This is a genomic window from Chryseobacterium oleae, from assembly GCF_900115055.1.
In the GTDB taxonomy this organism is placed as follows: Bacteria; Bacteroidota; Bacteroidia; order Flavobacteriales; family Weeksellaceae; genus Chryseobacterium; species Chryseobacterium oleae.
The window spans coordinates 22,625-35,114 of sequence record NZ_FOVD01000010.1; the positions used below are offsets into that span (position 1 = coordinate 22,625).

Annotated in this window: 10 protein-coding genes; 4 read left to right on the forward strand and 6 right to left on the reverse strand. The window is 39.1% G+C overall.

Features of this window, described 5'->3' with window-relative positions:
• Nucleotides 1-55: 55 nt before the first annotated feature.
• The 3 genes from BM143_RS22055 to BM143_RS22065 form a co-directional block, all read right to left on the reverse strand.
• Nucleotides 56-706 (reverse strand): hypothetical protein, encoded by a 651-nt coding sequence (locus BM143_RS22055; protein WP_090027368.1) that lies wholly within the window; start codon nucleotides 704-706, stop codon nucleotides 56-58.
• Between the two features lie 80 nt (nucleotides 707-786).
• Nucleotides 787-3,030 (reverse strand): TonB-dependent receptor, encoded by a 2,244-nt coding sequence (locus tag BM143_RS22060; protein WP_090027369.1) that lies wholly within the window; start codon nucleotides 3,028-3,030, stop codon nucleotides 787-789.
• A gap of 92 nt (nucleotides 3,031-3,122) precedes the next feature.
• Complete coding sequence (locus BM143_RS22065; protein ID WP_090027370.1) at nucleotides 3,123-4,025, reverse strand: AraC family transcriptional regulator; 903 nt, start codon at nucleotides 4,023-4,025, stop codon at nucleotides 3,123-3,125.
• A gap of 150 nt (nucleotides 4,026-4,175) precedes the next feature.
• Here BM143_RS22065 and BM143_RS22070 point away from each other — a divergent pair, with 150 nt between their 5' ends.
• Nucleotides 4,176-4,679: a superoxide dismutase family protein gene (locus BM143_RS22070; RefSeq protein WP_090027557.1), complete on the forward strand. Its 504-nt coding sequence runs from the start codon at nucleotides 4,176-4,178 to the stop codon at nucleotides 4,677-4,679.
• A 55-nt stretch (nucleotides 4,680-4,734) separates the two neighbouring features.
• On the opposite strand, the gene BM143_RS22075 is transcribed toward BM143_RS22070, so the two are convergent.
• Complete coding sequence (locus BM143_RS22075) at nucleotides 4,735-6,864, reverse strand: carboxy terminal-processing peptidase (protein ID WP_090027371.1); 2,130 nt, start codon at nucleotides 6,862-6,864, stop codon at nucleotides 4,735-4,737.
• Between the two features lie 244 nt (nucleotides 6,865-7,108).
• Nucleotides 7,109-8,152, reverse strand: coding sequence for an MBL fold metallo-hydrolase (locus tag BM143_RS22080; protein WP_228430936.1), 1,044 nt, complete (start codon nucleotides 8,150-8,152; stop codon nucleotides 7,109-7,111).
• A 497-nt stretch (nucleotides 8,153-8,649) separates the two neighbouring features.
• Here BM143_RS22080 and surE point away from each other — a divergent pair, with 497 nt between their 5' ends.
• From surE to BM143_RS22100, 3 genes are all read left to right on the forward strand, one after another.
• Nucleotides 8,650-9,420, forward strand: coding sequence for a 5'/3'-nucleotidase SurE (gene surE, locus BM143_RS22085; RefSeq protein WP_034724441.1), 771 nt, complete (start codon nucleotides 8,650-8,652; stop codon nucleotides 9,418-9,420).
• The gene (locus tag BM143_RS22090; RefSeq protein ID WP_090027374.1) at nucleotides 9,420-10,085 is read left to right on the forward strand and encodes a GNAT family N-acetyltransferase; all 666 of its coding nucleotides are present in this window, start codon (nucleotides 9,420-9,422) and stop codon (nucleotides 10,083-10,085) included. Before surE ends, BM143_RS22090 begins: the two co-directional genes overlap by 1 nt.
• 493 nt (nucleotides 10,086-10,578) lie before the next feature.
• Entirely contained in the window at nucleotides 10,579-11,619 is a 1,041-nt protein-coding gene (locus BM143_RS22100) for a GMP reductase (RefSeq protein WP_090027378.1), read from the forward strand.
• A gap of 99 nt (nucleotides 11,620-11,718) precedes the next feature.
• Here the strand turns inward: BM143_RS22100 and fabG are convergent, their stop codons facing one another.
• On the reverse strand, nucleotides 11,719-12,462 hold the full coding sequence (gene fabG, locus BM143_RS22105) for a 3-oxoacyl-[acyl-carrier-protein] reductase (RefSeq protein WP_034724743.1): 744 nt from the start codon (nucleotides 12,460-12,462) through the stop codon (nucleotides 11,719-11,721).
• Nucleotides 12,463-12,490: the final 28 nt, after the last annotated feature.

A 12,490-nucleotide genomic window follows, 5' to 3' on the forward strand; every position in this document is an offset into this window, starting at 1 on the left:
CCTATCCGAATGGAATAAAAAAAACCTTCCGTGTCAGGAAGGCTTGAATTCATTATTATTTTGCCGGCATACTCAGAAAATATTCCGCTTCTGTTTTGCCCCAGTTCGGATCTAAGCTTGTTTTTGGTTTATAGGCATTAAATTTTGCCAGTGCCTCTTTGAACATTTCCAGACCTTTGGTTTTGCTTCCCCCATACTGCTCAGGTGTAAAATACACGTCTTCTGCTTTGATAAGCGCAACTCTCGGGTTGGAAGGATCAAGTTTTTCTGCGATCCCCATCTCTTCAGTGGCTTTCGCTCCATCTGTCATATAACGCTGCGCAGGATTAACCATCATTCTTAAAGATGCGGCCATTTTTCTCAGCAAATGGATCTCAGCATTGTCTGCCCCTGCAAGGTTTTGTGCCATCGCAAGGTATTTATCGGCCTCTCCTGCTGTTTCATCCAAACTTTGCATATTCCCGTTTCTCATCATCAGTCTTCCTTTTTGAATCTGGGAAAATGCTGCGTAATAAGGAGGCAGCCATTTTGAGCTTTCCTTGCTCCCGATCCTCTGGAAATCATTGGCCAATGTCTGAAACTCTTCCGGCGTTTTGCAGGTCTCTGTTTTCGCGATTTTTTCAGTCATTATTTTTTCGTAATCTGCCTGTGCAAAAGCTGTTAAACTCATACAAGCTAAAGCAAAGCTTAATAGGTATTTTTTCATTTTATCAATTTTTTTAAGTGAGTTAATTGTCTATCCGAAGTTATGTATTTTGCCACGATTGTGATATCTGTCGCGGTTATTTATAAATTATTGTTAATGGCATCCTGGGTTCTGTCTACTCCAAAACTGATGAAAGCGCCTATAAACACAAAGGTATTGACTGGTGGAACTACTGATGAGCTTCTGGATCCGTCAAGGGAAAAATTATATCCATAGACGTTTTTAGATCCTAATACATTCGAAACACTCAATACAAATACAGTAAATGCTTTGGCGTCTTTCTTCCCTAAATTCGGAAGATAATTGAAGCTGATATTCAAGGCGTTGTAGTCTTTCAGTTTTCCTTCGTTTCTAATGTAATTGACCACATTGCTGTTCTCGGTTTTCGTTGCAATATCATAATAAGGCCGTCCTTTTGCATAGGTGTAGGATAAATTCACGCCCAATTTCCATTCTGGGATAAACCTTTTGGCGACAGCAGAAAGCGTATGTGCGGAGGCAAAATTTGGTTTTAAACTCATGGGATAATTGATGAAATCTCTTTGAGAATCAAGGAAAGAGTAGCTTAACCAGTAATCGATGTTCTTGAAAGTCTTTTTATCTCTCCAGAAAAGCTCCAGTCCTTTGGCGTATCCATCTCCATTATTGTTCAAAGCGGTCTGTACCTGCTGATTCTGCTCATTGTTTGGGGTAATGTTGAATGTTTTGATCAATTGGTCATACTTCTTATAAAACGCTTCAAAACGCAGGCTTCTCCCCTCTGACGCTCTCTGAACCTGGAAAATATAATGCTGTGATTTCTGAAAATCCAGATCTGCAGGTCCGTTGATGTATCTGCTTTCAGGATTCTGATAAAACAATCCGTAGGCAAAGGAAGTCGTCCAGTCTTTTGCCAGACGGTAAGCCAGTGCAAAACGGGGTGCAAAATTGGTTTTCCCTAAAAAGGAAGAGTTTTCTGCCCTTACTCCTATTTTCGCTGATAATGCATTGCTGAAACCAAGATCCGTTTCCGCGAAAACCGCAGAGATCAAGTCTGTGTAATGTTTCTGCACTTCCCCAAAATTGAGTTTTTCATCCGTATTATTTAATTCAAAACCGGCTCTTATGGCACTTATTTTATTGATTTTTCTTTCAACAACCGCTTTAAAATTAAGGTAATTTCCATTGGTTAAAAGCTTCGATGGATCTGATTCCAAATTATTGGTTTCTGTAGAAAAATTAAGATCAGATCTGTTGTAGGAGTAAGAAGTGGCAGCATTCAGGAGGTATTTCCCGAATTTCTGTTTAAAAGAAAGATTGTGATAGGTATTATTTCCTTTCAGTCTTACGAGGGCAGAATCATATCCCGGTTCTAAACTCTCTGTTTTCACTCCCATTTTATTGGAATCATACATTCCGTAATACTTCAGAAAACCACCAGATTTTGTTTTGATTCTGAAATTAAAATCACCGTTTAACCCCTGCGGAGCATCAATAAAATCTGTATTAAAATTAAAAACGTTCTGCATAAGGCTCAGGAGTGAGTAGCCTAAAGTAGCTCCAAAAGAATGGGTTTTATTTTCTCCCAATTTCTGAAATCCTGCACTCAAAAATATGGGTGAAATTCCAAAATCCAACGAACTCTGGTCCGGAAGATCCACACTTTCCAGCATCAGTGCACCGGAAAGTGCCTGTCCGTATAAGGCAGAATAACCACCGCTTGAAAAGATATTCCCTTTAAACAGAGAAGTATTAAAACGGTCTCTTCCTGCAATTCCCGGAACTGAGTTTGAGAAATAATTGTTGATCAAACTTCCATCCATAAAGATCTTGGATTCTGTTCCCGTTCCTCCTCTGATGAAAAGGCCTTCCGACTCGCCCACTTTCTGAACGCCGGGAAGGTAGTTTAAAGCTGAAGAAATCTGCCCGTCTGCACCAGCTGTAGTATAAATGTCAATAGGTGTCAAAAGTGCCGTTGCTCTCTTTTTATCACTGGCCTCGATAGAACCTGCAGAAACCACCACCGCGTCGATCTCGCTGATCTCCTCCTTAAGCTCTGCGTTGACAGAAACATCCTGGTTTTCAATGACAATTGCTTTTTCTATATTCTGATACTTCGGATGGGTAAATGTCAGGATCTGATTTCCTTTTTCTGAGGTTTCAAAGGAGAAATTACCTTGTGCATCCGTGGTGGCACCATCATAGGTGTCTTTTAAAGTGACATTGATCTCATTGACTCCTTTATTTTTATAAGTGACTTTTCCTGAGATCCTGACCTGTGCATATCCTGCGACAAAGGACAGAAAGGCGATCAGTAATAAAAGTTTTGTTCCCTGTGTTTTCATGGTTTTTATTTTCGGATCAAAAATAATACGGAAGATGCCTTCCTTTAAAATAAATTTAACTGAAAGGCATACTTTGACTACTGAATGGGAAATTAATGAATCGGGATACAGAAATCCACGATCATCTTGCCCTCCGGATGTTCTTTAAAGTTCGAATGATAGATCTCGAACGGAAATGCTTTTCTCATGGAATAATGGTGTTCATTCATCCATAAAAACAGGGATACCCAGCATTGTTCAAAGTCCTGAAGGGTCACTTCCCCGCTTCCTACGATAAATTTGCCGGCATCAATCGTTTCTGAAAAAACTAATCCATCTTGTCCATCCAGCTTTTCATCCAGAAGCATACATGCATGAATTCTGACTTTATCCGGCGGAGTCACTTTGAAACTGTCATGATAAACAGAGATCATTTTGACATTTTCGCGGGGGAACAACTGTTTCTTTTTTGCCCATTCAATAAGGACATTATAGGAAGGTTCCACATTGTCAATTCCCAAACTCATTACTGCAGCCAGATTCATTTCCGGCAGTTCTTTTACTTCAATTTTTAAATTCATTTTTGTCCAGTTTAACAGATTTTCTACATGGCAAATGTACTGGCTGAAAACGGCATCGGGTTGTCCGTTCTTGCTCTCTATTTGTAAAATCCTGTGAAAAGTTTCCGGAGCAGAATTTCTGAAGACTGAGGGTGCTATTCCATAATATTTCTTAAACGTTTTGCTGAAAACAGAATGATTGGAGAATCCAAGATCCAGATAAATTTCTTTGATCTCCATTTCTTTCTTTACAGCCAGGTAAAACGCGCTTTTTTCAATTTTCTTCCTGATGATATAGTTCTGGAGGGTTTCACCGGTAATGAGCTTAAATATCCTGTGAAAATGGAAGGGAGAATACATCGCTACTTCTGCAATATTTTCCAGAGAAAGGTCTGCATCCAGGTGATTATCAATGTATCTGATGGCTTTTATGATTCTTTTTTTATGTTCTTCCATGGTTAATGAATGTGCATCGGTAAAGGTATCAAGATACGCTGTATTTCACTTGTCATATATTGCTGTTTTCGAAAAAAGGATTGAAATCATAAAGTCTTTCGGAAAATGTTTTATAAATTTAACGGTATAATCACTTTAAATCATTTAAAAATGAAAGTACAAACAATAGCATTACTGGCGGGGGGTGCATTTTTAGCGGCTTCATGCTGCACAACAAAAACGTACGCCGTTAACGCTAAGAGCGGAACACAGACTGGCGGAACGGCAAAGTTCACCCAGAAAGGAGACGAGGTTGTTATGAAGCTTGAAGTAACAAATCTTACTCCCGGTATCCACGCAGTACATATCCATGAAAAAGGCGACTGTTCTGCAGCCGATGGAACTTCTACAGGAGGCCACTGGAACCCGGCTAAAGACGATCACGGAAAATGGGGCGCCGAACATTTCCACATGGGAGATATCGGAAATCTAACCGCTGACCAAACCGGAAAAGCCGTTCTGACTTTCAAAACGACTAAATGGTGTCTGGGTTGTACAGATGAATCTAAAAACATCATCGGGAAAGGGCTTATCGTGCATGCTGCCGCAGATGATTTCCATACTCAGCCTACAGGAAATGCTGGCGGAAGAGTGGGATGTGTAGAAATTAAGTAATTCTCTAAAACAACAAAAAGGGCGCTGATCTTCGATCAGCGCCCTTTTTGTTGTTTTATGATTTAGTTCCCATATCGGAAACGATATTCATTGCTTCCTGCAGATATGGATCTTTCTTAAGATTTTTGATCCACATTTCAGATTTCTTCTTGAAAGCTTCGTCTTTTTTCTCTCTTTCAATTTCGTTCGGATACATCATGAACTTAAGACCGTTCTCAAACTTGCTTAAAGCTTTGAATTTCTCGATCTGAGCTTTTCTCTGCTTCATCAGTTCATTGAACTTATTGATATTAAGAGTGATGTTCTCTTCTTTATCCAATTTTTCTCTCCACTGAGCAGATTCAAGCAATAGCTGATAGTTGTTGTTTTTAGCCATTCTGTCTGCACTCGCTTTTTCAAGAGCCTGAATGTTGAAATAATTCAGTTTCTGGAATTTCGTTCCAGGAATCTTATCCCAAGCCAAAGCGTAATCATCATAACGCTCTCCTACTTCTGCATAGGTAAAGAAGTCTTTCATCTGAATGTCAGAAACGATTCCTTTTCTCTGCGTAGATTCTCCCGTAATTCTGTAGAACTTCTGGATTGTCAGTTTTAAAGATCCGAAATCATCTTCGGTATTTAAGAATCTGTTCAGATCTACGAAAGTCTGTACGGTTCCTTTTCCGAAAGACTGCGGAGAACCGATGATCATCGCTCTTCCGTAATCCTGCATTACACCTGCAAGGATTTCTGAAGCTGAAGCTGAAAGCTCGTTCTGCATGATCACTAATGGTCCGGTCCAAATCGGAGTTTCATTTTTATTTTTTAAAGTCTGGATCTTTCCGTTTCCGTCTTTCACCTGAACGTAAGGTCCTGCTTCCATGAAAAGTCCCATGATATCCCCTACCTCAGTTAATGATCCACCTCCGTTATTTCTAAGGTCAAGAACAATTCCTTCAATGTTTTGTTCTTTTAGCTTAATGATTTCATTTTTGATGTCATCGGAAGCATTTCTTCCTTTAGCATCCTCAAAATCAGCATTAAAACTTGGAAGGTTGATAAATCCGTATTTCTTTCCGTTTGGAGAATTCACCACGATACTTCTTGCAAAAGTGTCTTCAATAGCTACTTCCTCACGGATCATCGTTACATCTTTAATCGTTCCGTCTTTTTTCTGAACCGTCAGTGTTACAGGTGTTCCTTTTTCCCCTCTGATCAGTCTTACTGCTTCATCAGAAAGCATTCCAACTACATTTACCGCATCTTCTTTCGGTTTGGATTTTACTTTTAAGATCTTATCTCCTTCTGAAAGCTGTTTAGACTTCCATGCCGGCGCACCAATCGTTAAAGCTCCTAAGAACAGATTTCCTTTTTTCTCCTGAATAAGCGCTCCGATACCAATCACTTTTCCGGTGAACTGCGTATCAAAATCTTCCTTATCTTTTGGAGAATAATAGTTAGTGTGCGGATCGAATACCTCGGTATATGCATTCATATACACGGTAAACCAATCCATTTTCTTTCTCTTTTTGAATCTTGTAAATGTATCTTTTACAAGGTCTTTCACTTCATCCGTTGCTTTTTTGATCTTCTGATCCTGATTTAACGGCTGATATTTGATCGTGTCTTTTAAATTATATTTCTGAACAGAATCTTTCTTCTCCTTCTGAGCTTCCTCTTTGCTGTTCATAGACTCAATTTCCTGAAGAATATTGTATTTAATGTACTTTCTCCACTCATTATACTGTTCCTGTTTGTTAACAGGTACTTTTTTAAGCTTCGGCTCCAGCGTCAGTGATTCATCTTCCTGAAGATTAATTGGTTTGCTGAAAATATCCTGAGTAATCTTATCGATCTCGTCTACTCTCTGGTACAATCTGTCGATCGTAAGTTTGTAGAATGTCAGATCTCCCTGGCTGATATAGTCATCAAGCTTTGTTTCATGCTTGTTGAATTCATCCATGTCCGACTGCAGGAAATATCTTTTTGCAGGATCTACCAGTTCGAAATAATGTTTATAAACGTCCTTGGAATAGGCATCATTGATGGGTTTCGGGCTGTAATGTAAATAAGAAAGTGTATTCTTTACGCTCACCATGATCGTCTGCATCTTTTCGTCGTCGTTCTTTGGCGAGTTGAAACAAAACATTAGACTTGTCAATGGAATTAGGAGTAAAAATTTATTCAGTTTGAAATTTTTCCACATAAACTGTCTTTATTTATTGATTTTTTTAAAAATATATACTACAATTAGTAGCAGCAATTAATTCGCTGTTACAAACTATCAAATTTAATACCTTATTTACAATTATCGGATAGTTTTAAATGTTTTTTACTAAAAGCATTATAGCCTATTTCTTACCTATTCTCTTACATTAAATTAAACCATTAATAATCAGAATATTAAAATAAATTTTTAAGATATTTATTCTGTTCAGATCAAATGGTTTTTATCTGATATTTTTCCACCACTGTTTAAAGACCTGTTTGTTGTCGTTCAGGTCTACCAATTCACCAATCATTGGTGTCGCCAGCCTGTAATTTTTATTCTGAGAATATTTTGTGATCTCATTCAATGGCTCATTCCAGGGATGTTTTGCCAGTGTGAATTTCGAATGATGCACCGGAATCATGTTCTTTGCGTTCAGTTCCGTAGTTGCCTGTGCTACTTCCTGCGGCAGCTCATGAACCGACTGCCAGGCTTTATTATACTGACCACATTCAATAACGGCCCAATCGATCTGAGAATGTTTTTTAGCAATATCTTTAAAACGACTGCTGTACCCGCCATCACCACTGTAATAAATATTCATAGCAGGTGATTCTATAAAAAACGAAAGCCACAAAGCCTGAGAACTTTTAAATCCTCTGCCTCCATCGTGATGGGTATTCTCAGCAAAAATGGCAAATCCGGGTTTCACATCTACACGATCTCCCCAGTCTTTTTCTACAATCTGCTGTGCTGTGTAGCCCCATCTTTCATAATGTGCCCCAGCTCCTAAACCACAAATTACATGCTTTACTTTTGGCTGCAATGCTTTAGCCGTTTCATAGTCCAGATGGTCATAATGGTCGTGAGAAAGCAACATATAATCTATCTCAGGCATATCATTAACGGAATAAATATCGCTTCCTCTATACGCATCGGGTTTTCCGGGAAGTGGTGTCATTCTTCCGCTAAAGACAGGATCCACCAGAATTTTAACGCCATCTACCTGCAAAAAGAAAGATGAATGTCCAAACCAAACGATGACATTACGGTCTGCGGGAATTGTTTTAAGATTTGTTTTTACAGAAGGTAATACGTCGATGGGTTCAGTACGGGGATACTTTTTCGTGAGTGCTTTCCAGATTTCCCCGGTAAAGCTATACCCTTCCGACAGGGTGGGTTTTTCTACCAGGTTTCTGAATTTACCCTCTTTATAATGAGGAGATCTTTTTATCATTTCCAGCCTTTTTCCTTCCGGCAGAGCTCCGAATTGTGGCTGCTTCATATAAAAATAGATTGCAATGCCCAAAACAACAATCACGCACAAAAGAAAGATTAGTGTACGCCTAAGTATTCTTAAAAATCTCTTCATTGGATTAAAGTTTCACTGTTTTTTATGTCCAATATGTACATGTTCTAAAATTTGCTTAATCAAATTTCGGTAATGTAATATAATCATACTTTGCTGAAAAGCTCTATTTTGTTTGCTCAAAGGTTCAATATTGAGAATAATTGTAGTCACTTTTCAAGATCCTTTCCTACTAAAGCTTTCATATCCTATCAAATTCCGTTGGAAACTACACAATCACCCGAATCATAGCGTTTTAATAGTTTAATTCTACCTCCTGAACCCAAACTTATATTTTTTGAATTGCATTTATCTTCAAAAGTTTTTAGCTAAATTTGAAGAGTGAGAACTTTTTTCTGATGTCTGAAATGACAAAAGAGCAGTTTTCAAACTGGCAATTAATGCCTTATACCTTCTTAAATTAAACTGATTTTATGGAAAGACCGCTTATTCTGGTTACTAATGATGATGGAATCACCGCACCTGGTATCAGAAACCTTATACAATTTATGAACGAAATCGGAGACGTTATTGTGGTAGCACCCAACTCTCCCCAAAGTGGAAAAGGCCACGCAATTACAATCAATTCTACTTTAAGCTTCGAAGAAGTAACGCTTGACGGACCGCAGACTGATTTTTCATGCAGTGGAACACCCGTAGACTGCGTAAAAATGGCTCTTGACAAAATTCTGACAAGAAGACCGGATATCGTGGTTTCAGGAATCAATCATGGAGCCAATTCTTCGATCAATGTAATCTATTCCGGAACGATGTCTGCCGCTGTAGAAGCGGGTGTGGAAGGAATTCCTGCCATTGGATTTTCACTGATGGATTTCAGCTGGGAAGCCGATTTTACACAAGCCAAAGAATATATCCAGAATATCGTAAAAAGAACCCTGGAAAACCCAATGCCTAAAGGAATTGTTCTGAACGTGAATATTCCAAAACTGACCGCCGGAGAAATTAAAGGGGTAAAAGTTTGTAAGCAGGCTAATGCTAAATGGGAAGAAAGCTTTGACGAAAGGGTGAATCCTCACGGAAAGAAATATTACTGGCTAACCGGCTATTTCAACAATATGGATGAGTCTGAAGATGCTGATGAAACGGCATTGGCAAACGGATATATTTCAATCGTTCCTGTGAAGTTCGATCTTACAGCTTATGAATACATGAAGACGCTGGAGGAAGTAATGAATTTTGACTGATGTACGGAAAGCTAGACAATCCTGTTTACCATTCACTTAATGAATATCATGAAAAGTTCTGCTTTAATTTTGGGGACACGAAATTTTATAATCCCGAAGTAGCCTCCTTTGGCGGTGCAGCACAGCTTTCAAGAGAAAAAGACATCACAGAATATACAAAAATCTGTGATGATTTTCTGATTTTCGGAGCGAAACCTGATCTTGGAAATTTTAAAACAGAGCTGTCACGACTTGTCTGTGATCAGTATGTTCTGGAAAATCCTAATCAGCTTGATCTGACTGAAGAAATTATTGAGCTAAAAGAAGAAAACCATGAAGAGCTTCTGGCTTTTGTGATGAAGTTCTATCCATATTATTTTAGAGCAAGGACGCCTGAACTCGGTCGTTATTTCGGCATTTTTAAGGATCATAAACTCGTTGCCGTTACAGGTGAAAGAATGCAGATGAATGATATGACGGAGGTAAGCGCAGTGATCACAGATACGGATTATCTGGGAAAAGGTTTAGCTAAACAATTGGTGACTTTTGTTTCCGGGAAAATATTTGAAGACGGGAAAACACCTTTTCTTCATGTCGCGGAAAGCAATACAGGCGCGAAAAAACTATATGAAAAGCTCGGTTTTATGCATCGGGGAACTATAAACTTATGGGGCGTGAAAAGATGATTTTCCGCCCTTTTTTATTTTATTTTTTACCCAAAGTCTGTATGGGTTTTCACAGATGATTGTGTTATTTGTGAAAAAGATTTGTGAGATTTCTGTTTAAATACAAGGTTTGGCTAAAGCCGGATGAATATGGATTCTTATGTAAGCGGTCTAAAACCCGCTCCTATTGATGATTAAATTACTGCATCTTTTCGGAAAGGTGTATGGAATTTTTTCTTTTGGGCATCTTCTGATCTCAATAGTTCCTGCCTGTTATTCATCTCTGCGATTTCATCTGGTTGGTTTAGCTTTTTTTAACCACGGATTGCACAGATTTACACAGATGATTGTGGAAACTTCTCTTTTATATTGACTTCGGGAACTTCCCTCTTCGTGCTTCCATCTTCAAGCCTTTTTAGTTCTCTTCCAGGTTAAAAAATCTATAAAACCTCCTCTTTTCAATTTTCCCTTAAAAGTTTTCCCTACATTTATTCTTATTAATTTTTTCCAGATTATGAGAATAGAATATGATATAAAGCTTGGATTCAAGGATGTAATGTTCCGTCCCAAACGTTCTACATTAAAATCCCGTTCAGAAGTGAATCTTGAAAGAGAATTTACATTCAAGCATACTAAAAAGAAATGGAGAGGTGTCCCCCTTATCGCAGCCAATATGGATACGGTAGGAACTTTTGAAATGGCGGTAGAACTGGCCAAAGACAAGATTATTACAGCCGTTCATAAGCATTATACTCCTGAAGAATGGAGCCAGTTTCTGGACAGCCAGCCGGAAAGCATTCATCAATATATTGCCTTAAGCACCGGAACCGGAAAAGCGGATGAGGAAAAACTCAGACTGATCCTTGAAAAGCACCCAAAAATCGAGTTTCTGTGCATTGATGTAGCCAATGGTTATTCTGAGCATTTCGTTGGATTTGTGAAGAAGGCAAGGGCTAATTTTCCTGATAAGATCATCATCGCAGGAAATGTAGTGACCGGGGAAATGGTGGAGGAACTTCTCCTTGTAGGAGCAGATATCATCAAAGTAGGTATCGGGCCTGGTTCGGTGTGTACAACCAGAGTAAAGACCGGCGTTGGTTATCCTCAGCTTTCTGCCATTATTGAGTGCTCTGATGCTGCTCACGGTCTTGGAGGACATATTATTGCCGACGGAGGCTGCAAGGTTCCGGGAGATGTGGCTAAAGCTTTTGGTGGAGGCGCAGATTTCGTGATGCTGGGTGGCATGTTTGCCGGTCATGATGAAAGTGGTGGTGAAATCATCGAAGAGAACGGAAAAAAATACCGTCTGTTTTATGGAATGAGTTCCAAAACGGCTATGGATAAACATTCCGGAGGCGTTGCAGAATACCGTGCTTCGGAAGGAAAAACAGTAAAGGCTGTTTATAAGGGTCCCGTTTCGGAGACTGTAAAAGATATTTTGGGTGGTGTACGTTCTACCTGTACCTACGTGGGAGCTTCCCAACTTAAAGAATTGTCTAAGAGAACAACCTTTATAAGGGTTCAGGAGCAGGAAAACCAGGTTTTTAAGGATTAAAAAAATCTCACTCCGATTTGCAGATACTGCAGATTTTTAATCCAATTACATAATAAAACAGGCTGTACATTACTTGTACAGCCTGTTATTTTTTTATGATTAAGTCAGCATTCCGCCGTCTACGTTCAGGGTCTGTCCTGTGATATAAGAAGACATTTCGCTTCCCAGGAAGATACAGGCATTGGCAACGTCTTTTGTTTGCCCTGCTCTCTTCATTGGAATTCTGTCTCTCCATGCCTGAAGGGTTTTCTCATCCAGATCTGCAGTCATTTCTGTTTCAGTGAATCCTGGAGCCACTGCGTTACATCTGATACTTCTTGATCCTAATTCCAGTGCAATAGATTTAGTAAATCCTATTACTCCGGCTTTAGAAGCTGCATAGTTGGACTGTCCCGGATTTCCGCTGATCCCAACTACAGAAGTCATATTGATAATAGATCCTGATTTAGCCTTCATCATCGGCTTGATTACCGCTTTTGTAAGGTTAAATACTGAATCCAAATTGATTCTCATTACCTGATCCCAGTCATCTTTAGACATTCTCAACAGCAGGTTATCTCTTGTGATTCCGGCATTGTTGATCAGAATATCGATCTTTCCGAACTCTTCCATTACATCATCGATTAACTTTTGAGCTGCATCATAATCTGATGCGTCAGACTGATATCCTTTGATCTTCGTTACAGAACTTAAAGCTGCCTCCAATGCTTGAGCTTTATCTACAGAGCCGGCATAGGTAAATGCTACCTGTGCGCCCTGTTCAGCATACATTTCAGCAATTTTCTTTCCGATTCCTCTTGTAGCTCCGGTGATTAGTGCTACTTTTCCTTCTAATAGTTTCATCATATCTCTTGATAATTATATTCTTAGT